This is a genomic window from Bacillus sp. NMCC46, assembly GCF_002998465.1.
Classification (GTDB): domain Bacteria; phylum Bacillota; class Bacilli; order Bacillales; family Bacillaceae; genus Bacillus.
Map to the genome: position 1 here is coordinate 1 of NZ_PVQZ01000004.1, position 25,192 is coordinate 25,192.

Sequence of the window (25,192 nt, forward strand, 5' to 3'; positions counted from 1 at the left end):
GAGAAGAATTTCTAGTGTGGAACATGAGAAAAACACCTTCCTTAAGTGGGTTTTTCTCTATTATAAAATGAGGAGATGGAAAGTTTAAGGAAAAAATAAAGCTGTCGAGATTTTCTCGACAGCCTGAGAAGACTACATGACTGTAGTCTTCTTTTTTTATGATTTGAATGGGGCAGGTTTTTCTTCACTTAATCCAAATCGATGGAGGAGCTCTTCGACAATTCGTCTCGAGGCTTGTCCGTCACCATAAGGGTTAGACGCCTTCGACATATTGTCATACTCTTTCTGATCTACTAGCAGCTCTTTTGCCATTTTGTAAATGGTCTCTTCATCTGTACCTGCAAGCTTAAGCGTGCCGGCTTTCACGCCTTCTGGACGTTCTGTTGTATCACGCAGCACTAATACTGGCTTCCCTAGAGAAGGCGCCTCCTCTTGTACACCGCCAGAATCCGTTAAGATAAAGTGCGAAGCGGCAGCAAAGTTATGGAAATCAACGACTTCAAGCGGTTCAATTAAGTGTACCCGATCGAGACCGCTAAATTCTGTCTGAGCTGCATCACGTACAGCAGGGTTTAAGTGAACAGGATAAACGACCTGAACATCTTCAAACTCTTCTACAACACGTCTAATGGCTCTAAACATGTTTTTCATCGGCTGTCCGAGATTCTCTCTGCGATGGGCCGTTAACAAGATCATTTTATCCGTGCCTATTTTCTCTAAAATAGGGTGCTGATACTGCTCAGTAACCGTTGTTTGCAGGGCGTCAATCGCTGTATTCCCTGTCACACAAATGGTCTCTTCTTTTTTATTTTCAATTAAAAGATTCTGCTTCGCTTCGTCTGTAGGTGCAAAATGAATATCGGCAATAGTGCCTGTCATTTGACGGTTCAATTCCTCTGGGAACGGCGAGTACTTATTGTGTGTTCTCAATCCAGCTTCGACGTGACCGACTGAAATTTGGTGATAAAATGCAGCCAAGCTTCCTGCAAAGGTTGTTGTTGTGTCACCATGGACAAGGACAATATCAGGTTTTTCTTCTAGGAATAATTGATCTAGCTTTAACAGTGCATTTGATGTAATTTCAGATAATGTCTGGCGCTGCTTCATGATGTTTAAATCATGATCTGGCGTAATCGAAAAAGCCTCAAGAACTTGATCAAGCATTTCTCTATGCTGGGCTGTTACAGTGACAATTGAATTTATCTGTGGATGTTTATTTAATTCAAGGACAAGTGGTGCCATTTTGATCGCTTCAGGTCTAGTACCGAAAATAGTCATTACATTTAGTTTTTTCACTTGTTTAATCCTCTTTCCTAGTATAGTACTTTCAATTATACACAATTTGGAGGATAAATTTAATGATATAAAAAAAGAAATTTACATTGAATTAACGTTAAATTTCTCTTTCCTTTACATTTAACATATAAAATATGAATTATCTAAAATTCATTTTAGTGAAATCATTTGTCTTTCCTATGATTTGTAAGTTACACTTTAAACAGACGACCAAGAACAAACATTGAATGATTAAATCGGTTATCTATGTAAGGAAGGTGCAAAGTTCATTGAAAAAAGTACGTAAAGCCATTATACCAGCAGCAGGTCTTGGGACACGTTTCCTCCCTGCAACAAAAGCTATGCCTAAAGAAATGCTGCCAATCGTTGATAAACCAACCATTCAATATATTATTGAAGAAGCTGTTGAATCAGGAATTGAAGACATTATTATCGTCACTGGAAAAGGGAAAAGAGCCATTGAGGATCATTTTGATTTTGCACCAGAGCTAGAGCGCAACCTGGAGGAAAAAGGGAAGAGCGAGCTTTTAGAAAAGGTGAGAAAATCCTCTAACATTGCTGACATTCATTACATACGTCAAAAGGAACCTAAAGGACTTGGACACGCCGTTTGGTGCGCACGCAACTTTATCGGTGATGAACCTTTCGCCGTTTTATTAGGTGATGACATTGTTCAAGCCGAAACACCTGGACTTCGCCAGCTGATGGATGAATACGAAAAAACGCTTTCCTCTGTGATCGGTGTTCAGCAGGTGGCAGACAGCGATACGCATCGCTACGGAATCATCGACCCTCTGACACAAGAAGGACGCCGCTACCAAGTGAAAAACTTTGTTGAAAAGCCGCCGCAAGGAACAGCACCATCCAATCTCGCCATCTTAGGGCGATACATTTTCACACCAGAGATCTTTATGTACCTTGATCAGCAAGAAATTGGTGCAGGCGGAGAAATTCAACTGACAGATGCCATCCAAAAGCTGAATGACATTCAGCGCGTATTCGCCTATGATTTCGAAGGAAAACGATACGATGTCGGTGAAAAGCAAGGCTTCATCGAGACGACTCTAGAGTTCGCCCTTCAAGATGAGGATCTGAAAAAGAAACTCATTCCATTTATGAAACAGCTTCTCGAAAAAGAAGAAGTGAATTAAAAAAAGCTGCCGGGATCGGCAGCTTTTTATTTGATCACTGAAATCGTCAGTGTATGCTGTTCATTATCAATGACAAACAAGTTGTTTTCGCCCTTCACTGCGAATTTCGTTTGTTTCTCATTCATCCAAACGTTCTGTTCTGTCAGCCCAAGTGTTGAAGGAGAGATTGACATGATCTCACGGAATACCATCGTATTCGCTTGACCATTTTGAATGACATAGTCGGCTTTCTCTGTGGTCAATCGTTCAATCATTCCGCCTTGATTACTTTTGATCGAGCTCAGCGTTTGCATTCTTTGCTTAAGCACAGATTCTTCTTTTCCAAGGAAAGAAAGTAAATACTCATACGAGCCTGCAGATGCGGGCGATACATAGGAATTGAACTGACCTGGTCCAATGGATAATGACTTTAATTCTTCTGCATGTTGAAGCCCATCAGCTTTGACAAAATACGTCTCTGATGCTGTTTTGATTTGAACGGTTTGTTTATTTTCAGCGACAGCTTGTACCTCTTGTCCAAATGGCAAAGTGACATCTGCCTTCTTTTTCATGGCTTGATCTTTGTACACCGTGAGTGGATCTGCCGTGACAATTGCCTGTCGATCCACCTTTTTCATATCAGGCGCCCCTTTCGATAGCGGGTTCTTTGACTGAAGCGATTCTGTCTTATCTGATGGGATGGCGCCAAACGTCGCCAGTGTACGAAGCGGGCGATCCGAAAACATCGATAAGGCAAGTAAAATAGTTAAAACAGCTATTATCGTCACTTGAAAGGCTGGTCCAAAAAATGAACGTCGTTTTCCGTTCTCATCATATCGAGACATCTTTTCTGTCTTTTTTTGTACGCCTTTACGCCCTTCTTTGTGTTTCAATTGATATTCTTTTTTTTCTTTTTTAGAAAGCTTGTTAAACCATTCAACAAACTCCTTATACTCTTTCACGACCTTCTTCGTATCATCAAACATACGAAGCTCACCATAATGCATCCAAGCCACCCGGTCACAGATTTTTTGAATTTGGCTAATGGAATGGCTGACAAAAAAGATCGTCTTCCCTTGTTCTTTGAATTCTGTGATTCGATCCACGCATTTTTGATAGAAGGTTTGGTCACCAACAGACAATGCTTCATCAATAATCAAGATATCTGGATCGATATGCGCTGAAATGGCGAAGCCAAGGCGTGATTTCATTCCGCTTGAGTAGCTCTTTACAGGCTGATCAATAAAGTCACCAATATCCGCAAACTCTACGATTTTTTCATAAAGCTCGTCTATCTCTTTATTCGTCAGCCCCATCATTAAGCACTTGAGGCGAATGTTGTCCTTCCCGCTTAATTGGTTGTTCAGCCCTGCCGCAATGGCAATTAACGAAGGCTGTCCGTCCATATCAATTTCACCACTTGTCGGTGGAATGATTTTCGCTAGAAGGTTTGACATCGTTGATTTTCCAGATCCGTTGATCCCTACAAAACCAATCGTCTCGCCTTCATATACATCAAAGGACACATCACGAACAGCAAAGAAACCTTTTTCATTTTTATTAGGAAAAAACAGCCCTTTAATCTTATCTGACTGTTTTTTATATAGGACGTATTGCTTGGATACGTTTCGAAACGAAACTTTTAGTTTCATCGTATAATCTCCTTACTTTTTAAAGAAAATCGACAAATTTATCCCTAAATTTCATATGAAGCAATGAACCGACTGTTAAAAGAAGAAGCGTGATCAGCCAAAAATAAAGCGTATATTTCACATCATGGAAGAACCATTCTCCCTTTAACAAGCTATTTCTAAAACCATCAATAATGTAGAAAAGAGGATTCAATCTTAATATATCCCCGATCCAAGCTTTGTCTCCAGTGAGCTTCTCTGAGATATTCCAAAAAATCGGCAGCAAAAAGAAAAGTAAACGTGTCACTGATTGTAAAAGAAATTGATAGTCTCTCACGAGTACGCTAATCGTGGAATTAAACAAACTAAACGAAAACATAAACGCGATCATACAAATAAGATAGTATATATATTGCAGCCAGTGCGCATCAGGATATATGCCATAGGAAATGAGCACAATCAGATAGACACCCATCATGACAAAGTAGCTGAACAAGTTGGACATTATCACTACAGACGGCAGCGCACTAATCGGAAAGTTCATTTTCGATACCATATTAATGCGTTTAAACACACTGTTTGATCCATCAAGTATCGTCGGACTAATGAAGAACCAAGGGATTAATCCGGCAAGCATCCAGATGATAAATGGAACTTCCATCCCTCCAATGACAATTGGCTGTCCTCCGCGAATTCCCAGACCAAAAACAAACCAGTAAGCCAGCATTTGAATCAATGGATTTAAAAACTGCCATAAAACACCTAAATAATTCATCTGATATTTTGATTTTGTTTCATAAACAGCAAGTCGCATAATCAGCGGAAATGAGCTAATTTGCTCCTTTAATATCGTCAACATTGCGTTCATTCTAATCTTCCTTAGATATAAGTTTTTGGGATTACTTTTTTAAAAAGCACCGCTCATAATTGTAACAGATAACGATGCACATTTCACCTTATAACAAAAGTCATGCACGTCAAACTAGAAGACAAAAAACCCCTGAATCCTTTCAATCGTTGATTCAGGGGGTCCTAACATATTAGATAATTTGATGTTCTTTTAAGAAATCCGTAATTCTTTTCGTATTCTGATTATCGTTAAAGCTGTTGATTTTCAGATATTTTTCTTTATATTCATCTTCCACAACATACTGACGATCGATCGCATGTTTAACAATCCGAATCAGCTCTTGTGTATTATATGCTATCGGTCCTGGTGCATTTTCATCGTTTACAGGAGGAATCGCCTTATACTGTCTAATCAAGTAATCTTTTTCTTCCCAATAAAAAATAGGATAGGCACCTCTATATTGTGCATCATAAATAGCAGAAGAATAATCAGTGATAAACACTTTTGACACTTTTAGCGCTTCCGATGGGTTATCAGAAATAAGATGTTTATACTGAGGCAGGTTTTGATAAACGTACTGCGAAAATTTGTTATGCGGTACAATTAACAGACGATCAAGAAGACCTGCTTCTTCAAAGCTTTTGATGATTTTGATCAGAACTTTATAGTAAGATGTTTCTTCAATTCTATTCGTATAAATAAGACCCTCTTCCCAATATCGGTAAGTTGGCATAAAGGCGATCTTATCTGCACCGTCTACTAATTTGGCATGATCAAAGGTTGCTAGTCCTGTCAAAATCAAATCCTCACGATCATATTTCATTTTGTAGAATTCACCAGCCTCTAGTTCAGAGCTGATGACTGATTTATAAATATTATATTGGTTCTTGTCTTTATGGAATCCAAAGGCCATTGGATTATCAACCGGTTTAGCAAACATAATTCCATGCTGTAAAAAGACGAGTGGAACACTCATGATTCTCTCTCTGAGATGATCAATATATAATCTATCATTCAGAACATGGTTAGATAATTCACTTGATATAAAATAACTGGCATTAAAGATACTTAAATAATGTCTGAGACTATATTTCGGTATGATCCCCTTTCCATATTTCGCTTTCAATGCTGGATATGCGCTTGATTTCTTATTAAGAATAAAGTAATTTTTTGAGCCTGTTTGACAATTGTCTTGTACGTAGTTATACACTCTAATAGCTGATTCATCTGCTTTATCACTCTTTTTCTCAAAAAACAAATTCACACCATAATTTTTGTCTTTATAGAATGATGATAGGATACTCGCTATTTTTATTTTCACTTTACTAAATAAAGAATATTCCTGTGAATAAGGAATAATGGTCGATGTCACATTCCCAAATAGATTTGTTCTTAGTACTTGAAGCTTGTCCCCATTCTTTTTCGTGATATATGTTTTGACCTTTTTATCCTTTTTTTTCAACCTTAAACTATGGATAATTCGGTGATCATTTCCTACGAACAAGTTATTGTGGATTCTGCTGTCTAAATCAAGATCATTTAACGAAATTTTAAAGAAACCGTATCTTTTCAAGAATTTAATCTTCCTAAATGGTCTTATAAATTTCGCCAGCTGGTGCTCAGAATTTCTAATGTAAAGATATTCATATTTTTGATCTGAATTATACGCATAATGCGTCAATCTTCCATAAACATAAAAACTATTAAACAAACTAAAGATGCGTAATCTCGACGTATGTTTTGTAACGAGATATGGGTTTCCTCTTACTAAGTAAACGCCATTCGTTCTGACATAGATGTAATATCTTTGTTTATTAATCACCAAGATATTGAGAATATTGTCATCTTTGAACTGCTCCAAGGTATCTTTACCAAAAACTTTAAGCGGCTGATATCTAGGAACGAGTCTAAAGTTGACGATTTTCTTTTGATCCGTCACTTTATTTAAAATTTTGATTTGATTACGATTATTCACAGTCACTTCAATATCTTTATGTTCCTGCATCACATCAAACAAAATTTTCCTTACATTTAGTTCCTTATTCTGACAATCATAGGTAATAACAAAGTGGAAAGCACTGTATTTAATAAAGGAGATATCCACAAATCGTCTACCTACCTTTTTAATGGGCAAATCTATTTTATAATTCCGATTGATCTCATCTACATTCAGCAGCCCTGAAAATAATAACAGTTCCTCTTCGCCGCTGTATAAGCCATAGCGATCTAACCCTAATTTCTTGACATAGATATCATCAAATTGATTATTAATTTCAATGGGAAGTACTTGATCTGGCTGGATCATGTCTGAGCTTTCTTTGACAATATATAAGTTATGATCCTTAGCATAGAGATAGATCATTTCATTAGAATTGTCTATTGTGGATTCAAAAATCATCTGATCCTTTACATTAATTTCGCAAATCCACTTTGATTCATTTACATTTAGCTCTTTAAATTCATAAGTGCACAATTTCTCTATGTTATCAATATATAAAACTAACTTGTGTTCATCTAAATTAAGAATTTCTAAAAAATTATGATAAAGTTTGTACATTGAAGCACCTCTATATTATTTTCAGCAAATTTACATTACCGGATAATCTTATCTAAATTTAGCATGTTTAATGTTAAATTTCTATGTTTTTTTATTTTTACCATAACTTTTAAATATGTGTACAATGGTATGAAAAACACAAAAAAGTACCGTTCAAAAGGCGAAGAACGGTACTTTTTAAACTATTTTTCAGAAAACACTACTTCCGCCACACGCTTCGAAGACTCCCCGCTCTCTAGATAGCAGAATTTTTCATAAAACGGTGCGAATGAAGCCGGTAGTGTAAAGGTTGGCTGTTCTGTTTCTCTTACCCAGTCAATGACGCTGGCTGTTTCTTTCACAAGAGGTCCAGGTGCTTCTTGTTCAAAGTCGAAGTAGAAGCCTCTCAGCTTGTCACGATATGTTTCGATGTCTGGCACATAGAACAGCATCGGACGTTTAAGGTTTGCATAATCAAAGAACACAGATGAGTAGTCAGTGATGAGCAGATCAGATATCATATACAGGTCTCTAATGTCTTCGTAATGAGAGAAGTCATAGGCAAAGCCTTCATATGGTCCTAAATCAAAGTTTTCAGCGACTAGATAGTGCATACGCAAAATGATGATATATTCGTCTCCGATAGCGGCTCTTAGCTCATGCAGATCAAGGTCTAAATCAAATTTGTACTGCCCTTTTTTATAAAATTGATCGTCTCTCCATGTCGGTGCGTATAAGATCAATTTTTTATCAAGCGGCAAGTTCATTTTTTGTTTGAGTACTCTCATCGTTTCTTCATTGTTTTGATTATGAAGGAAGTCATTTCTCGGATATCCTGACTCAATCATGGTCTTTTGAAATTGGAATGCACGTGTAAAGATTTCAGTCGAGTAAGCATTTGGAGAAATGAGATAGTCCCAATTCGATGCTTCTTTCGTGAAATTCTTTTTGTATTTCTTCGTGTTTGTTCCAGGCATATGCACCTCGTCCATATCCATCGCAAGTCGTTTTAACGGCGTACCGTGCCATGTCTGCAAGTATGTTGTATGCTCTGGTTTTGGAATCCATAGCGGCAAACGGCTGTTGACGACCCAATACTCGGCTCTTGCCATCGCAAAAATCCATTTCAATGATAGACGGTTGATATAGTAGATGTCCTTTTCCTTGAACGGTGCTTCATGCCCTTTTTTCACACTCCAGATCAACGTATATTCAGGATGATTTTCTTTCATATACTCATAGATCCCACGCGGATTACAGCTGAATTGTTTTCCATTAAAGCTTTCAAAAACAACCGTTTTCTTTTTCACAGACAGCTTACTTGCCAGCTGAAAGGTCGTTTGGAAGGTCCTTGTTACAAGGCGGTTACGGACTTTTTTTATTTTGCCGATTTTCTTTTTGAACTTCTTCCACTTGCTTTTGACGTAGTACTTCGCTCGTGTTTTCATTGTATAATCATTAATTCGAATGCCAAGCGTTTGTCTTTTTTTCTTTCGATACACCTCATATCGAATCGGTACATCGTTTCGTTTATGAATTTGAACAAGTCCTTTGAGTTTGTTCGAGCGATCTCCAAGCACTAAAGAAGCGGTCGTTAACGTCTCCTCTACTCCATCTACATCACAAATAAATTCAAGATAGAAGCGATATACAAGGCGGTTGTTTAACGAATAGGTCAATTCCTTTAAAGGAACTTCTGCTAGAAATTGATAAAGCTGTGGTACTTGTTGATCATCACGGTATTTGACCACTTCATCTTTTATTGGGGTCATATTTACCGGAAAGCGATGCTCAATTGGTTCTTCACCATTTCTCTTCAATAGAAGCTTTACTTCTTTGATCTCATAAGGATGCTCTGCACTGAGAACGCCTGTATACCCAGTTAAAGATAACGTACATTCTTTGTTGAGCTCGATATGATTGAACTTCACAACCTTTAGCTCACGCTTGATTTTAAACGATGCATTCCCTTTATCCGTACGATACGGGATGACATACAGCATCGCATCTTTATTTTCTAAAAAAGTCAGCTCTGGCTTGTCTATTTCCATTTTTAAACGGCGTTTATAGTATGGCGTCTTCTCTTCTACTTCGGCGTTATCCGTTTCTTTTAATTCGTCTTCCTCTTCTTCTGTATCAGAATCATAGGCTGAGTCCTCAAGATCGTCTTCATCCTCTTCTTTGTTTGCGCTGAGATAGTCTGTGACATACAGGTTATATGTCTGGCCCTGCTCTAATGCAAGCGGCAGCGATGATTCACTCAATACGAACTTGAATAGATTCTCTTCTTGATGAACAAGCGGAAGGAAAAGCTCTTGTTTTGATACCCTTTCCCTCATAAACAAATAAAATTCTCTATCTTTTAATGGCATGTCATCGTCGATGCGAATAAGCATTTCTAGTTTCTCATGATGATTTTTTAACCCTTCAACGACACTCTTCTTATGAATTCCCTCTTCAATCATTAATCGTTAATCTCCTCTGTTCAGAAATCTTACCGTTGTGTTGTCACGTTATTTCACTTTCCAAGAATAGTTTCCTTGTTTCGTTTGATACGACCACCCATCGATTGACGATGGTTTATTGGTGAGCAGCTCTCCCTCTACTTCTAGACGCTGCAAAACTTCCTGAAGTTCTTCTGTTTTAAAACGAATGTAAAAATCAACGTATTTTGTTTGGTTGGTTTCAATGTTTTTCTTTGTTTGAAAATGACCAATTGGAAAGCTGACTTGATGGTTTTCATCGATTGTTTGAGATATGATTTCAGCTCCATTGCCTCGATCATATCCTGCGAAATCGATTTGCACATGATCCGCATGGCTCATTTCGTCCTTCAACTCAAGCTGAAGATGAAGAACATGATGTTCAGAGCTTAGATCACGCAAAACCCATTTCGTACGGTCCACGATCCTTCTCAGTTCATCTTTTCGCTCACGATTTTCGAGCATATGATGAAGTGCTGTATTCCAAAGAGACATTTCATCAGAAGGCACAAGATAAAAATAGGTTTGTTCTCCCAATACCTTCTCAACATCTACCTTATGCTTAGTATCTCCAAAGAAGACGGCATCCACTTGCTGTTTTCTTATTCGTTTAAATAATTCTCCGTAATGAGAATAGAGTTGATGCGGATCTTCTTCATAATGTGCGTCATGTACAAATGCAGCGTAATACGTTGTTTCAGGCTGATCGATTTTAAACAGGTGGCGGTCCTGATCCCGGTCTTCTGTGATCATTAGTTTCAAACGGTCATTTTGTGTTTGAATACTGGATAACCATAGTTGCTTTATATCCGTTTTCTTTGTAAAAGTTTGAATTCCTGTTTTTTTATACCAATTAATATGCCGAACTGGATTCTTTTTTGCATCTCCTGAGTAGATGATCTCCATATAAATGCCGCCATCGTCATTGATTAGTTCCTCCAAGTATAGAGCACCTGTATGAGGAACAAAGCTTTGTACTCTGCACAAAACGCCCTGCCAATTGTATTCTTCCCTCTTCACTAATTGCTGCTCTTCATTATATTGATCAATATAACAAATAGGGGAAGAAGGCAGTTCATATCTCGTCACCTGTATCATTGATTCATCTACTGGCATCACTGCTTCATTGATCGAATGAAATGATGTACCGATGATAAATTCCGAGTAACGTCTTTTACTTCCGCTTTCTGGTAGAATATAGTGTTCAAATACATTCAAGATGTCAACTTGGCGAAGAAAGGTCTCCTCCATGCTATGAATATGTTCTTTCACATTTGCATCATAATTCAAAGTTAAAATGGCATTACGTTTATGTTTGTCAGCCAATGGCTTTAATCTCGCTTTTAAAGACTTCGTTGAGCTCTCATCCTGTTTTGGTACATCACCCATGATAAAGTAGTAGTCCATATCAGGCATGTCAACTGATGTCATTGTTTCATGTTGTTGAGGTTGATCCAATGTGTGTTCAACTTTTTTCTTCATCCAATTTTGAAACAAAGGAAGCTCTCCTTAAAAATAATGATAACTTGCTCATTGTATTTTACATGAAAAAGTACTTCTCACCAAAAGATAAGAAGTACTTTTTTTCGATCTATTAAAGTCCAGCAATTTCTTCCTTAATTTGTGTTGTCGAGATGCCTTCTGTTCTCTTCAAGTACACGACTTCGCAATGCTCTTTTAAGAAATCGAATTTACCTTCCCAGTCATCTCCCATGACAAACACATCAATATCGTGCTCCTGCACGTCACGGACTTTTTGATCCCAGCTGTTTTCTGGAATGACTTCGTCTACATAACGAATCGTTTCAAGAATCAGCTTTCGATGCTCGTAGCTATGATAAGCCTTTTTTGATTTTTGTAAGTTAAACTCATCTGTCGAAATGGCCACCACTAAGTAATCTCCAAGCTGCTTTGCACGTTCGAGCAGCTTAATGTGCCCCCAGTGTAATAAATCAAATGTACCGTAAGTAATAACTTTCTTCATTGCAAACATGAACTCCTTTCTTCATTCCTTATTCAACTGCTTTCATGCAGTAATGTTTATCCGTAATCCTATTATCATCGTTCGTATTTTTTCGCTCTTCGGAACCTCATTATATCACAGCGCCCATCAAACGTTAAGCAGATGTAAAGACAAACTATTTCCAATTTATTGGGCGGAGAAGGGAAAGTCCGAAGAATCAATGTTTCTCGCAGCATCCTCCTTATGAATTGATGAAAATGTCATGAAATTTAAAGGTTTGTAAAGTTATTGTTAATATTTCATGGAGCATCTGTGATAAAATGATGAGTAGACGAAGAATGAATTTACAATGAACGTTCATAGATAACAAGATGAAAAAGGAGGTCTAAACAATGCAAACAGAAGTGGTCTCTAACCTTTCTTATGTAAACGGCGACCTAGATGAATTTATCAGCTATATGAATCACCATCATATTTCTCAAAGAAGAGGCGCCATGATTGCGACTGTCAATCCAGAGATTGGCTATGCTGTTATGAAGGATCATGCGTACCATCAAGTCGTCTCTGCTGCGGATTATGTTCTGCCGGATGGTGTAGGCGTCGTCTTGATGTCACGTTTGACACAAAGTCCGCTGAAGTCAAGAATTGCTGGCTTTGATGTCTTCATGTCTATGCTTGATCTAGCAAACAAGCAGTCTAAAAGTATCTTTTTATATGGGGCGAAAAAAGAAGTGCTTGAGGCTGTTAAACAGCGAATTGATACGGAATATCCAAATGTGGTCATCGCGGGCAGCTGTGACGGCTATCAAGCCGATAAACGTTTCGTAGCGAAGCAAATCGCCCGCTCGAAAGCAGATATGGTGTTCGTTGCTTTAGGTTATCCAAATCAGGAGAACTTTATTTATGAATACCGTCATTTATTCCCGCAGGCTGTTTGCATCGGTTTAGGCGGAAGCTTTGATGTATTTAGCGGAACGGTGAAGCGTGCACCACGATGGATGATTAAGACAAATACAGAATGGCTGTACAGACTGATTGTGAATCCGTGGAGATGGAAACGAATGCTGAACATTCCTAAATACGCTTTTGCCGTATTGAAAGAAAACAAAGGGAAAAAACGTTACTATCCTGAGCAAGTAAAGGATCAGACGAAGCAGCTGTGAGAGACTGACCAATGATGAATATACGCTCAATGATCATTTCATGCTATGCAGCTTTCGTTTCTTTAATTGGATGGCTGATGAGCGGCGTGAAACCGCGTGAAAACCAGGTGACGCTGCTTGTTTCATTTCAAGAGAATGCAGCTGCTCTCATTGATACTTATCAACAACAGGCGAACATGACGATGAAGCTTACTGTCCTCTATACGAAGCATGCTTCTGCGATAGAAAAGGACGGGTCTCATCTGTCATTTCGCTATTTTCATGAAAAAAATCCTCTCCATCTCATTCAATGTATTTATACGATGTTTAAAAGCAAGGTTGTCGTGACAGATAATTACTTTCTCATGACAAGTGTACTCAGAAAACGCCCTTCTACCACATGTATTCAAGTATGGCATGCCAATGGGGCGTTGAAAAAATTCGGTCTTGAAGATGCATCAAATTCGGAACGAAGTCCCCGTGATATCAAACGCTTCAAACGAGTCTATGCGTCTTTCGATTATATCGTTACAGGCTCAGATCACATGCGCGAGATTTTTAAGTCTTCGTTTGGGGTCAATGATGAACGTTTTTTACCAACAGGTGTACCGATGACGGATGTGTACTATGATCAGTGCCTGCCTTCCTTGAGGCCGAATGATTTTCCTAAAGGGAAAAAGCTCCTGCTTTATGCACCGACCTATCGAGACTTTGCAATGGACGATCTTGTCCTGCCTTTTTCAAAAGAGCAATTGCAAACAGAGCTAAATGGAGACTATATTCTGCTCGTCAAGCTTCATCCTTCGGTCAAACATTTAGCAAAGGCGGAAACAGACGGTGAATGGATATTTGATGTGTCCGATCAGCCGCTCTATCCATTGCTTTGTACTTGCGATGTACTGATGACAGATTATTCGTCGATTGTGTTTGAATATGCGCTGCTTGAAAAGCCTGTTTTGTTCTTCACTTATGACTTAGACACTTATCGAGCGAAACGCGGCTTAGTCGATCGGTATGAGGACATCATTCCTGGAAAGGCTTGCGTCACTCAAGACATGCTCTTGAAGGAGCTGCTTCATCTAAACGAATCAGATCACAGAGAACGAATCAAAACCTTCGCTGAGGAATGGAACCAATATTCAAAGGGCGAGTCTAGTCAGCAGCTCCTATCATTTATTGAACAGCAGCTCTTACACAAAAAACGTCCGGCTTCTCATTAGGAAGCACGGACGTTTTTTTATTTGTTATAAACCGGGATGTCGTAATACAGCGTATAGTTATCAAGTAAGTTATACAAGCTATACATACGAGTGACTTGCTTATAAGCCCAGCCAATATCTGTTGCATATTGATGAGTCGCTGCACTAGACCAGCGCATTTTATAAATCGTATCTTGCTTGTATGTGGCGTGATTAATATAGCTGTTGCCAATGAATTTTGCCCCGCCAATAATCGCTGCCTCTGGCGTGAACCATTGCTGTTCATACGCATACTTTGCACCGAGGTAATTCGGATTGCTGTCGTATGCGCCAATGCCATACATGTTATATACTTTCTTCCCATTAAACATCGTACCATTCGCTAAAATCGAACTTCCGTTACCCGTTTCAAGCAACGCATGAGAAATGAGATAAATTTCGTTGATATGATACGTTTTCGCTGCCGTAATAAAGGCTTGTCCTTTACCTGCAAGAATCCCTTTACCTGCTAGAATCTTGGAATTGACTTCTGCCGGATTGAGATTCGCAGCTTCAGAGAGTTTCAGAAATTGAAAATAAGATTGAGTGCCCTCAGCAATATTGGCTGGGTCTACGTATTTTTGCACCTCTGCTGAACTTGCATTTCTCCAGCCCAAGCTGATCTTGATCCAGTTTCCTTCTTTCCCAAGCTGTCTTACTTTTGTTCCTTTGTTCAACTGCGCCACGATGTTGCTCGCAGAGCTCGAATCAGGTGTAGAACGAACATTTAAGCCGTCTGTATTCACAGTTGACGTCGCCGGGTCTACATATGCTGCATAGACATAGGCTGCACCGTCTGTCTGCGGTGACACCTTCATTTGCTTGTTCACCATCTCATTGACAGTGAGGTTGTAGTTCGTTTGCATGACCATTGGGCCATTTTTGATTTTTACAGCTGTGGCTGTCCAGCCATATTGGCTTTTCACAAAGGCAATCGCCGCATTTACAGTTGGTAATCCTGTGAATTGCTGCGTAATGTTGATTTTGTAGGTTGGTTTCGTTGTTGTTTTATAAGCAGCTGGTTCATTCCGTTTTTTGAAAAATGCCAGGCCTTGGTCGCGCAATGCAGCTGTGGAAATAACACCAGTTTTAATCTGATATTGACCATAATCAGTTGTACCTGTTTTTTGTGCAGCTGCTTTCATTTTTTGTTTCGTTAAATAGCTTAGCGCTTGATTCAGTTTTGTCTGATTCACCGTCGGCTCTGTCGTGATCCGGTATTGCTTAACCGCTTCTGTCAGCGTTTTTGTACTGCTGGCAACGCCATTTTTCTTGATAATCTCTTGAGCCTGTTTGACTTTACTTTGCTCATATACAGGTGTTGTTTTGAGACTATACGTTTTGCTGACAGCTTGTCCCTTACCTGTTGTGATGCTGCTTGTCACCTTCTGCGTTTTTAAATATGCGGCACCTTTATTCATTTTCGCTTGGTCTGCTGATTGATTGACGACAAGTCGATACGTGCTGTCAGATACCTTACCTGTTTTTTTCGTTGTCGTATATACCTTTTTCTTTTGGAAGAAAGCCGCTGCTTTTTTCGCTTGATCATCTCCTAATAGGTTTCCAGTCACTACTTGATATGGCTGTGTAGAAGAGATCTTTTTGGATGTGTAGCGCCATTTCTTTTTCTTGAAAAAGGCTACCGTTTTTCCGTATGCTGTATCGTTCAGTTGATTGAGTTTCACGATATAATTTTTTGTTTTTCCCACTCGCTGCACAGTCCCTGCAGCGCCGGTTTGTTTCTTGATCTGAGCCGCAGCTGAGGATGCTTGTTTGTTGTCTTTGAAATAGCCTGATTCCAAGCGATAAACATTTTTTAAAGCGCCTGTCTTTTGAATCTTCCCGCTGATCTTTGCTTCTCTTTGCAGCTGGGTAAGGAGCGTCTGTGCTTTTGACTGGCTGGCTTGTGCAGCTGATGTGACGATGTAATATGGCTTGCCTGCTGTCACCGTTTGAAGCACTGCTTTTAAACCAGACTCCTTTTGAAAGCCTTGCAGGATGGTATTCGCTTTACTTTGTCCAACGATACCGCCTGAAATCAGCTGATACACAGTGCCAGCTTTGTTTTCAGTTTGGTATGTACTGGTGACACCGGCCTGCTTTTGTAATTCGGTTTGAATATTTTTGACTTTCGTTTCAGAATCAATGGTTCCTGATATGACCTGATAAGAAGGTCTGCTTTGATTGATAACTTCATAGGTGCTATTGAGCCCTGATGTTTTCGTTAGCTCGAGCGAGAGCTTTTTTGCCTGAGCTTCATCATTGACTGGGTCAGATACGACCTTTTGTAAAGGAAGGCGGTCACCTACTGGAGACACCGTACCGCTCATGCCCGTCTCTTTTTTTAATGCAGCTGCACTTGCACTCGCTGCTGTTTGCGACTCATATCCTGAGGCAGTGAGCTGATAGGTCGACGTGTTTCCTGAGGTTTGATAAGTGGCTGTCCACTTTTTGTCCTTCTTCAATGTTTCCACTGCTTTTTTCACTTCTGATTCTGCTGTAAATACCTTTGAGGTGTTCATCGTATAAATGGATTGATCGACATAGGAGGCTGCTTGCGCTTCTTTGCCCGTCTGTACTGTCATACCAAAGGCAGCTGCGAGTAACATAATCTTGATGGTTTTTTTCACGTTCCCTGTCCCTCTCTTAACTTTGCATAATAGTCTACTAATCTCTTTATCGACAAAAACAAGTACTCTTTCAAGTCATTTATGCAATAGAAAAATAGAGGACCCCTTCGAAGTCCTCTTTTCCTTTATATATGCGACACAATCAGTTCACAAGTTCCTTCAATTGAGAAGCTCCCTGTTTCAGCCGGCAGGATAAAATGAGTTCCTTTAGGCAGTGGATATGTATGTCCATCATGCGTTAAAGACCCTTCTCCATGAATTACACTGCACAGCAAAAACGGATAATCTTGCGAAAGCTCTACTGTTTGATCAATTTCCCATTTATACACAGAGAAATACTCTGCTTCAACAAAAGTTCGAATGGTCAGCCCACGGCGTGTTTCAACTGATTCATCTGTATAACCGTCTACATGAGGAACCGTTGTGACATCAATGGCTTGCACAAAATGAAGTTCACGTTCATTGCCATCCTGATCTTTTCGTTCATAATCATATACCCGATAGGTTGTATCTGAGCTTTGCTGCGTTTCAAGGACAAGCGTTCCTTCGCAGAGCGCATGAATGGTTCCGCTTGGCACATAATAAAAATCACCAGGCTTAATCTTCACACGACGCAAAAGACCTTCCCAATCTCCGCTGTTCATCATGGTCACAAGCTCAGTTCTTGTTCTTGCATTGTGCCCATAGATCATTTCTGCTCCTTCTTTGCAGTCAATGATATACCAGCACTCTGTTTTTCCAAGCTCGCCATTTTCATGTCTTTCCGCATAATCATCATCCGGATGAACTTGAACGGACAAGTCTTGGTTTGCATCTAAAATTTTGGTTAACAGCGGGAATCGATCGCCTTCTATTCCCCCGAACAATTCTCTGTGATTGTCCCATAGTTCGATCAGCGTTTTCCCTTTATATGGACCGTCTTGCACGACACTTGGTCCGTTTGGATGAGCAGAAATTGCCCAGCATTCTCCCGTTTGATCAGAAGGAATATCATAGCCAAATTGATCCCTTAAGGCTGTACCTCCCCATATTCTCTCCTTCAATTCAGGCAGTAAAAAAATTGGTGACTGCTTCATTCAGGATGACTCCTCCCTTTGCTACCCTTTGATAATCCTTGCCAAGCTTGATGAAAACTAGCAAGTCTCAACTTTTATTATGACGCTATCTAAAGAGAAGTCAATCCTTTCAGTACACCAAATGAAAACGATAACACAAAAATATTTCATCCTTTGACAGAGCCTGCGAGAAGCCCTTTGACAAAGTATTTTCCGAGCAGAATATAGACCAAAAGTGTCGGCAGTGCGGCCAATATCGCCCCTGCCATTTGGACGTTCCATTGCACAATTTGACTGCCTGATAGATTTTGCAAGGCGACCATCACCGGCTGATGCTCCGCAGTGGTCATCGTGACTGCAAATAAGAACTCATTCCACACATTTGTGAACTGCCAAATGGCGACCACAACAAACCCTGTGATCGAAAGCGGAAGAATCATATGTCTGAAAATCCCGATAAACCCTGCGCCATCCATTTTTGCCGATTCAATCATTTCATCAGGGATGCCCACATAGAAGTTTCGGAACATGAGCGTTGTGATCGGGAGTCCATATACGACATGGACAAGCACCAGACCTGGAATCGAATTATACAATCCGATTTCACGCAAAAATTGAATGAGTGGTATGAGGATACTTTGATATGGAATAAACATCCCAAACAGCATCAGCGTAAAGACCACTTCTGACCCTTTGAAACGCCATTTTGATAGGACATAGCCATTCATCGCTCCTAGTACAGCTGACAATAAGGTAGCCGGAATGACAAGATAAAGTGAATTCATTAAATTGGGCGCTAGCTTTTCAAATGCGATTTGATAGCTTGAAAAATCGAGTGTTGATGGCAGCGCCCACATTTTCTCAAGGGTCACTTCACCTAATGGCTTCAAGCTTGTGACGAGCATGACATAGACTGGCATCAGAAAAAAAAGACTGCACAAAATCAATAAAGCATAAAGGACTGGACGGACAAACCATCTAGCTGTCATGATGACGCCCCCTTCCGGCTCGACAGGAGATACGGCACGATAAAGACCGCAACAGAGATCAGCATAACAATCGCAATGGCGGCACCGCCTGCATAATGGTTTCCTCTAAAGGTCATTTCAAACATGTAAACGCCAGGAACATCTGTGACAAAGTTTGCACCCGGTCCTGTCATCGAGTAAATCAAATCGAAAATCTTTAACGAAATATGAGCCATGATGATAATGACACTTGCAGTAATCGGTTTTAATAGAGGAAAAATAATCTTCCGGTAAATCTGCCATTCAGTTGCGCCATCCATTCTAGCAGCCTCTCTTACTTCCTCTGGAATTCCTCTCAAACCCGCCAAATACATCGCTAGAGAGAAGCCAGTCATCTGCCAAACAGCTGCAATCACGACTGCAATCATTGCGGCAGGGACACCAAACTCAATTTTCCCCCAGACAAATCCGGCTAAAATGTTCGTATCCGTGTACCACTTAGGCTGGATACCAAGCGTTTTTAAAAACAGATTCACCCCAGTGGACGGGTTTAAAACCCATTGCCAGACGACCCCTGTCACAACGAAGGAAAGGGCCATCGGAAAGAAAAATAAATTCCGAAATAGAGATTCACCCTTGATCTTCTGATCTAGTAAAATCGCAAGTGCAAGTCCAGAGGCAATGACGGCTCCAATAAAGAATAGAGTAAAAAAGACCGTATTTCGAAGATCTGACTGAAAGCGGAAATCTTGAAACAGCATGATATAGTTTTGAAGACCTGCAAAAGAGAAATTCGGAACAAGCGAGGTCCAGTTTGATAATGACACATACCCTGTCCAGCCAATAAAGCCGTAAACAAAGATGAATAATAAAACAGCCGACGGGGCTAAAAATAGCAGCGCAAGCAGCTGATCCCCATTCCATTTTTTCCGAACACGTTTGACTTTAGGTGTTGCTGCTTTTGTGATCGGCGATGTGTCCATGCGCATGAAGCTACACTCCTTTTCAAAAAAGAGGCGGTGCTTAGCCGCCGCCTCCTCGTCTTTATTTCATTGAATCTTTTAAAGATGAAACAAACTGGCTGCTGTCTTTTTGCGTGACGAAGATATTTACGGCTTGATTCGCTTTTGTCACAAACCCTTCTTCAGCAGCTGAACCATGTGCGAGAGACGGCGCCAGCTTTGATTCTTTAAATGCTTTCATCGCCGATTTTCCGTATTCATCATATTTTGAGACATCTGCATCTACACGTGCCGGTATCGACCCCTTCAGCGGATTAAATGCATCCTGTCCTTCGACAGATCCTAAAACAGATAAGAATTTCTTCACGTTTTCTGGCTGTTTCACGCCCTTTGGCAGTCCGAATGTATCGGTGATCACCATAAAGCTTCCCTCTGTTCCAGGAGTCGCCGCGTATCCAAAGTCTTCATTCACCTTCAGATCGAGATCATTCACAAAGTACCCCTTCGCCCAGTCGCCCATGACATTCATTGCTGCTTCTCCTTTTGCCACGAGCTGCGAGGCATCCTGCCAGTTACGTGAGCTGTGGTCATCATTGACATATTCAAGCATACGTCCAAAGATGTCTGCCGCTTCCTTCACTTTTGCGTCATCCATTTTCATGTCGCCAGCCCAAAGTTTTTGATATCCGTCAGCGCCTAAAACGCCGAGCAGCACACTCTCAAACAAATGCGTCGCTGCCCAAGGCTCTTTATCACCAAGTGCAAGCGGTGTAATGCCTTTTTTCTTTAAGGCATCTGCTGTTTTGAAAAATTCATCAAAGGTCGTTGGCGGCTCTAAGCCTGCATCATCAAATACCTTCTTGTTATACCAAAGCACATTGCCTCGGTGAATATTCACTGGTACTGAATAGATTTTCCCATCTTTGCTGACAAGGTCGATGAGTGATTCCGGAAATTTGTCCTTCCAGCCTTCTTTTTCATATAGATCATCCAGCGGCTCCATTTTGCCTGCTGCGACCCAGCTCTCATTCAGCTCCGCTCCGCCATGTACTTGGAACGTAGCTGGCGGGTCATTCCCTTGCATCCGGCTAGTCAGAACAGCCTTTGCATTTGTACCAGCACCACCTGCGACGGCTGCATTTTCAATTGGGATGTCTTTATTTTTCTCTTCAAACAATTGAATGAGTGCTTTCAGTCCGTCCTCCTCACCTGCTCCAGTCCACCAAGAGAAAATGTCTAGTTTCTCTGCTCGGCCCTCTTTTTTTGCATCTGAGTTGGTCGATGAACTACAGGCAGTGACGATAAGCATACAGAGCGCTAACAGCGTAAAACCTAATTTGAACTTCATGATTGATCCCCCATCCCTATTTTGTAAGCGTTATCAAAATAAGTATAATGGCAGATCCTCGCTTTTTTTCAGCAAACTTCTTCACTTTTTTATGAAATTCTTCACTTTTTTACGGTTTGTTTTCGATATTCCTTCGGTGAACAGCCGACCATCTTCTTAAACACACGGCTGACGTAATTGGGGTCTGTATATCCTGCCTGATAGGTAATTTCTTTTAAACTAAGCGAGCTGTCTTTGAGAAGCTTTTTGATTTTATCCAGCCGGCAGGTTGTCACATACTCTTTAAATGTCAGCCCTGTCTCGTCTTTAAAGCGCTTTGTGAAATAGGTTGGACTTAAATCAACATAGGCGGCAGTCTGCTCAAGCGTGATCTGTTCACAAAAATGCGTTTTGATGTAGCGTTTTGCCCGCTCAATGTCATTCACGGTCTGGGTTCTCGCTTCATACACATCAAATAAATGTTCACAGCACTCACGGCATTCAGCTGCGGTGCTGATCGTTAATATTGGCCAGTCTGCTCGGAGCCGTGATTTAAATAAAATCAGCAGCTCTTTTAGTTGTGAGATGGTCGCTCCCTCCAGTTCAAAGGCATCGAATAAAGCCAGCGCATCCTCTCTTCTCCCTTCTTCCAGTGCCTGCATCATATCGTCTGCAAGCTCCGGCAGATGGATCAATGGATGGGACTGTTCTTCTGTTTGGTAAAAACCATAACGAACAACGCCGGGACTCTTTTTCCGCTGATAATAGGAAAGCTTCGCCTCTGCTGCACTTTTCTGAAGATAAAGCGGGTTTGAGACCGGGTGTCCCATGCCAACGACAGGTGAAGGCTGATCGTTTGTTGTGGCAGTTCGAATCGCATGCAGCACATCTGCCTTTAACTGACCAGGCGCTTGGTGGCGATAAATGAGGCATGTAAACAGCTCACCACTCACCTGAATCGGTACCGTATGAAAAAGGGGAGATGTCTGTAAATCAATCAACAGCTGATCCCCGATTGTCCGCTGAACAGCGATGACAAGACCTGCTTCATATTCGTGAAACATTTGTTGAAACTCCATGGAGGTATAAGACTGACCATTTATGACATGAGCTTCGAGCCACTTTGACTGCTGACCGGCCGCCACCGCCTGCCGCTGAGACGCCTCCTGCTGAATCTCTGCCGCAACCGTTCGAATGGCGGCGATGGTTTCATCTTTGTCAGCCGGTTTAACGAGATATTGCTTCACCCCTTCCTGCATCGCTTGCTTGGCATAATCGAACGTATCGTACGCTGTCAGCATAATGAATTTTGTATGAGGACTGCTCGCTTTGATCTGCTTGATCGCTGTCAATCCGTCCATTCCAGGCATCTGAATATCCATGAGCACAAGATGAACGGGCTCAGTTCGCACGAATTCAACCGCCTTCTTTCCATTTTCAGCTTCTCCTGATATATGACACTCTGGAAGCCAATCGGTCATGAATTTCCGCATCGCTAGTCGTTCTATTTTTTCATCATCCACAATCAGCACGTTCAGCATGCCGATCCCTCCTTCATCGGAATAGCCAATTGAATGGTGGTGCCTTCGTTTGGCTTTGAGTCAATTTGCAGGGCATCTTTTACCCCGTAAAACAAATGCAGCCTTGACATCACATTTCGAAGACCGATCCCTGTCGAGTGCCCTTTACTTAAGGTGTTTGGACTTTCCTCTTCTTTTTCTGATAGCAATCTCCTTATCTCTTGTTCATTGATCCCCATCCCATTGTCCCGAATCCGAATCATCACATAGCCGCCTTCTTGATAGATCGAGAGTTCGACAAGCCCGTCTTCCTCCTTTGGTTCAACGCCATGAATAAAGGCATTTTCGACAAGCGGCTGTAAGGTGAGACTTGGGATATGTACAGATAAACATGATTCATCTATGGTCGTTTTGCATGTAATACGATCGGCAAATCTTGTTTCTTGTATATGAAAATATTCTTTGACCACTTTTACTTCTTGCTCCAACGTAACAGATGCACTCAGAGCTGACAGCGAATACCGCATCAGCGTGGAAACGGATTGGATCAACCTCGATGTGGCATCCGCTGATTCTAAGTAAGCCATGCGTGAGACGATGTTTAATGTATTAAATAAAAAATGTGGATTCATTTGGTTTTGCAGCGTTTTCAGCTTCATGTCTTTGATTTTTTGATCTAAGGCTGCCTTTTGTTTCATCTCTTCAATCATCATTTTCATCTCTTGACGCATTCGCTGAAAGGCCTCATTTAATACAGAAATTTCATCCTTTGAGGTGACATGCAAGTCCGCTCCATCAAAATTCCCTTCTGATACTTCCTTTACGCTTCGAGACAGATGGACGATCGGCCTTGATATCCCTCCAGCAATCATATACGCCATCCATAATGCGACCCCAATGGACAGCGTAAACAAACATAAGGTAAAGAGTGCATAGGTTTGGTGTCTTTTTTGCAGAGATTGATAGAGTACTTGATACTCAGACAATTCATCATCAAGCAGGGTCATCGTTTGCTCTTGTATGTAGGAGGAGACGGTTCTCACCTCCTTTACACTTGCTGCATATTCTTTGATTTTCCCTTCTTTTACATGTGTCATGGTCGCATCACTTTCATTGATGAGCGTCCGCATCATATATTGGTATTTTTCAATAGAAGGAATCGCCGCATGAAGCCCCGCATCCTTTCGCAATGCCTGATCATAGGATTTCATTTTCTGTTTTGAGGCCAGATATTCTTTGGCAAACTGCCGATCCTTTTCAATCGCATACGCATTGACCTTTTCATACATCGTTTTTGCCTCTGTCGATATATCATTGAGCAGGAGAAAGGAACGAAAGCTTCTGCTATATTCTGATGTGATGTTCGAGCTGCTCCAATAGACGAAAAAAGCGGCCACGTTGCCAAGGAGCACAAGGATTAAAAATGCCAATAACAGCTTACTTCGAATCCTTCTCATGGCTGCACACCCTGCTTTCTGTCTGTTTGCTGCAGAGGCAGATCCTCGCGCCGAATCACACTCGTTCCTGTGTACTGGAGTGGTTCTTCTTTTTCACCTTTCTGCAAACGTACAAGCGATTTCACTGCTTGATAGCCCATTTCATAAGGATGCTGAACAACCACTGCATCAATCTTTCCATCATCGAGCGCCTGAATCGTATCTGGCAATGTGTCAAATGCGAGCACATAAAAATCTGTGGACGATCGATATTGTGCTGTTGCTTGAATGATGCCTGCACCATCTAATGCACTCGTGCCGTAAAATGCGGTGAGCTTCGCATGATCGTTTAATAGTTTATACGCGGCACCGGAGGCCCCTGACTTCGTAATGGCTGATTCTTCTATTCCAGCAATATGAATACGTTTTTCAGCGGCGACGGCATCTCGAAATCCTTTGACACGCTGCTTTTGATGAACGGCATCAAGCCTGCCTGTGACAATTCCTACATACTGTTCGCCTTTTGTATCTGCGATGAGTGCCTGTCCTGCGATAAAGCCTGAATAATAATTGTCCGTGCCTACATACACTTGACGCTTGCTCCCCTCTGCATCCGTATCGACGGTGACAACATCAATGCCTTTTTCCCTCGCCTTCTGAAAAAGCGGTTTGTATTTTTTCGCATCAAGTCCCTGCGTCATAATGCCATCGACATGCCCTGCGATCGCCATATCAATGGTTTTCAGATGATCGTCTATATCTGCTTGCTTCGGACCCAAATATTCTAGATACACGCGATGAACGGCTGCCGCATCAGCAGCTCCCCTTTGTACCAGCTGCCAATATTCATTATCAAGTTCCTCCGGTACAAGGACAAAGTGATATTGATAGGTTGATGACGCTTTTTCGGAAGCGCTTTCAATTTTAAATAAATCTTGACCTAATAATGTTAAAAAAATAACAGATACGACACAAAAAGTGAGAAAGGCGCCCATCCCGATCCACTTTAATCTTTTCACCACATC

18 protein-coding genes are annotated in these 25,192 nt (G+C 40.9%); 3 read left to right on the forward strand and 15 right to left on the reverse strand.

Annotated elements, in window-relative coordinates:
• Positions 1-156 precede the first annotated feature (156 nt).
• The gene (gene wecB / locus C6Y01_RS12110; RefSeq protein ID WP_095285720.1) at positions 157-1,296 is read right to left on the reverse strand and encodes a non-hydrolyzing UDP-N-acetylglucosamine 2-epimerase; all 1,140 of its coding nucleotides are present in this window, start codon (positions 1,294-1,296) and stop codon (positions 157-159) included.
• A gap of 269 nt (positions 1,297-1,565) precedes the next feature.
• Here wecB and galU point away from each other — a divergent pair, with 269 nt between their 5' ends.
• A complete protein-coding gene (gene galU, locus C6Y01_RS12115; RefSeq protein ID WP_034660174.1) occupies positions 1,566-2,447 on the forward strand; it encodes a UTP--glucose-1-phosphate uridylyltransferase GalU in 882 nt (293 codons plus the stop codon).
• A gap of 26 nt (positions 2,448-2,473) precedes the next feature.
• Here the strand turns inward: galU and tagH are convergent, their stop codons facing one another.
• The 6 genes from tagH to tagD form a co-directional block, all read right to left on the reverse strand.
• Positions 2,474-4,078 carry a teichoic acids export ABC transporter ATP-binding subunit TagH gene (gene tagH / locus C6Y01_RS12120; protein ID WP_106038248.1) on the reverse strand — a complete coding sequence of 535 codons (1,605 nt, stop codon included), beginning with the start codon at positions 4,076-4,078 and terminating at the stop codon, positions 2,474-2,476.
• 19 nt (positions 4,079-4,097) lie between these two features.
• Positions 4,098-4,925, reverse strand: a complete 828-nt coding sequence (locus tag C6Y01_RS12125; protein WP_060597419.1) for an ABC transporter permease — start codon at positions 4,923-4,925, stop codon at positions 4,098-4,100.
• 172 nt (positions 4,926-5,097) lie between these two features.
• Entirely contained in the window at positions 5,098-7,464 is a 2,367-nt protein-coding gene (locus C6Y01_RS12130) for a CDP-glycerol glycerophosphotransferase family protein (protein ID WP_106038249.1), read from the reverse strand.
• A gap of 182 nt (positions 7,465-7,646) precedes the next feature.
• The gene (locus C6Y01_RS12135) at positions 7,647-9,908 is read right to left on the reverse strand and encodes a CDP-glycerol glycerophosphotransferase family protein (RefSeq protein WP_106038250.1); all 2,262 of its coding nucleotides are present in this window, start codon (positions 9,906-9,908) and stop codon (positions 7,647-7,649) included.
• Between the two features lie 48 nt (positions 9,909-9,956).
• Entirely contained in the window at positions 9,957-11,423 is a 1,467-nt protein-coding gene (locus C6Y01_RS12140) for an alpha-glucosyltransferase N-terminal domain-containing protein (RefSeq protein ID WP_095285716.1), read from the reverse strand.
• Between the two features lie 97 nt (positions 11,424-11,520).
• Complete coding sequence (gene tagD / locus C6Y01_RS12145; RefSeq protein WP_008343212.1) at positions 11,521-11,910, reverse strand: glycerol-3-phosphate cytidylyltransferase; 390 nt, start codon at positions 11,908-11,910, stop codon at positions 11,521-11,523.
• A 371-nt stretch (positions 11,911-12,281) separates the two neighbouring features.
• Here tagD and C6Y01_RS12150 point away from each other — a divergent pair, with 371 nt between their 5' ends.
• On the forward strand, positions 12,282-13,052 hold the full coding sequence (locus C6Y01_RS12150) for a WecB/TagA/CpsF family glycosyltransferase (protein WP_106038251.1): 771 nt from the start codon (positions 12,282-12,284) through the stop codon (positions 13,050-13,052).
• A gap of 11 nt (positions 13,053-13,063) precedes the next feature.
• Positions 13,064-14,251, forward strand: coding sequence for a CDP-glycerol glycerophosphotransferase family protein (locus C6Y01_RS12155; protein ID WP_095285714.1), 1,188 nt, complete (start codon positions 13,064-13,066; stop codon positions 14,249-14,251).
• A gap of 17 nt (positions 14,252-14,268) precedes the next feature.
• Here the strand turns inward: C6Y01_RS12155 and C6Y01_RS12160 are convergent, their stop codons facing one another.
• From C6Y01_RS12160 to C6Y01_RS12195, 8 genes are all read right to left on the reverse strand, one after another.
• Positions 14,269-16,899, reverse strand: a complete 2,631-nt coding sequence (locus C6Y01_RS12160) for a glucosaminidase domain-containing protein (protein ID WP_106038252.1) — start codon at positions 16,897-16,899, stop codon at positions 14,269-14,271.
• 125 nt (positions 16,900-17,024) lie between these two features.
• Entirely contained in the window at positions 17,025-17,975 is a 951-nt protein-coding gene (manA, locus tag C6Y01_RS12165; protein ID WP_034660184.1) for a mannose-6-phosphate isomerase, class I, read from the reverse strand.
• Between the two features lie 146 nt (positions 17,976-18,121).
• Entirely contained in the window at positions 18,122-18,943 is an 822-nt protein-coding gene (locus tag C6Y01_RS12170; RefSeq protein ID WP_106038253.1) for a carbohydrate ABC transporter permease, read from the reverse strand.
• On the reverse strand, positions 18,940-19,911 hold the full coding sequence (locus tag C6Y01_RS12175; RefSeq protein WP_170938414.1) for a carbohydrate ABC transporter permease: 972 nt from the start codon (positions 19,909-19,911) through the stop codon (positions 18,940-18,942). The genes C6Y01_RS12170 and C6Y01_RS12175 overlap by 4 nt, the downstream gene beginning before the upstream one ends.
• Before the next feature lie 55 nt (positions 19,912-19,966).
• Positions 19,967-21,232, reverse strand: a complete 1,266-nt coding sequence (locus C6Y01_RS12180) for an ABC transporter substrate-binding protein (RefSeq protein WP_106038254.1) — start codon at positions 21,230-21,232, stop codon at positions 19,967-19,969.
• Positions 21,233-21,333: 101 nt separating this feature from the next.
• Positions 21,334-22,752 carry a response regulator transcription factor gene (locus C6Y01_RS12185; protein ID WP_095285710.1) on the reverse strand — a complete coding sequence of 473 codons (1,419 nt, stop codon included), beginning with the start codon at positions 22,750-22,752 and terminating at the stop codon, positions 21,334-21,336.
• Positions 22,746-24,188 carry a sensor histidine kinase gene (locus C6Y01_RS12190; RefSeq protein WP_095285709.1) on the reverse strand — a complete coding sequence of 481 codons (1,443 nt, stop codon included), beginning with the start codon at positions 24,186-24,188 and terminating at the stop codon, positions 22,746-22,748. The genes C6Y01_RS12185 and C6Y01_RS12190 overlap by 7 nt, the downstream gene beginning before the upstream one ends.
• Entirely contained in the window at positions 24,185-25,162 is a 978-nt protein-coding gene (locus C6Y01_RS12195) for a sugar-binding protein (protein ID WP_106038350.1), read from the reverse strand. The genes C6Y01_RS12190 and C6Y01_RS12195 overlap by 4 nt, the downstream gene beginning before the upstream one ends.
• Positions 25,163-25,192 lie beyond the last annotated feature (30 nt).

Bases quoted from the DNA above. Each gene is read 5' to 3' on its own strand.
- tagH (WP_106038248.1), bottom strand. From the start codon at position 4,078: ATGAAACTAAAAGTTTCGTTTCGAAACGTATCCAAGCAATACGTCCTA.
- C6Y01_RS12125 (WP_060597419.1), bottom strand. From the start codon at position 4,925: ATGAACGCAATGTTGACGATATTAAAGGAGCAAATTAGCTCATTTCCG.
- C6Y01_RS12130 (WP_106038249.1), bottom strand. From the start codon at position 7,464: ATGTACAAACTTTATCATAATTTTTTAGAAATTCTTAATTTAGATGAA.
- C6Y01_RS12135 (WP_106038250.1), bottom strand. From the start codon at position 9,908: ATGATTGAAGAGGGAATTCATAAGAAGAGTGTCGTTGAAGGGTTAAAA.
- tagD (WP_008343212.1), bottom strand. From the start codon at position 11,910: ATGAAGAAAGTTATTACTTACGGTACATTTGATTTATTACACTGGGGG.
- C6Y01_RS12150 (WP_106038251.1), top strand. From the start codon at position 12,282: ATGCAAACAGAAGTGGTCTCTAACCTTTCTTATGTAAACGGCGACCTA.
- C6Y01_RS12155 (WP_095285714.1), top strand. From the start codon at position 13,064: ATGATGAATATACGCTCAATGATCATTTCATGCTATGCAGCTTTCGTT.
- manA (WP_034660184.1), bottom strand. From the start codon at position 17,975: ATGAAGCAGTCACCAATTTTTTTACTGCCTGAATTGAAGGAGAGAATA.
- C6Y01_RS12170 (WP_106038253.1), bottom strand. From the start codon at position 18,943: ATGACAGCTAGATGGTTTGTCCGTCCAGTCCTTTATGCTTTATTGATT.
- C6Y01_RS12175 (WP_170938414.1), bottom strand. From the start codon at position 19,911: ATGCGCATGGACACATCGCCGATCACAAAAGCAGCAACACCTAAAGTC.
- C6Y01_RS12180 (WP_106038254.1), bottom strand. From the start codon at position 21,232: ATGAAGTTCAAATTAGGTTTTACGCTGTTAGCGCTCTGTATGCTTATC.
- C6Y01_RS12185 (WP_095285710.1), bottom strand. From the start codon at position 22,752: ATGCTGAACGTGCTGATTGTGGATGATGAAAAAATAGAACGACTAGCG.
- C6Y01_RS12190 (WP_095285709.1), bottom strand. From the start codon at position 24,188: ATGAGAAGGATTCGAAGTAAGCTGTTATTGGCATTTTTAATCCTTGTG.
- C6Y01_RS12195 (WP_106038350.1), bottom strand. From the start codon at position 25,162: ATGGGCGCCTTTCTCACTTTTTGTGTCGTATCTGTTATTTTTTTAACA.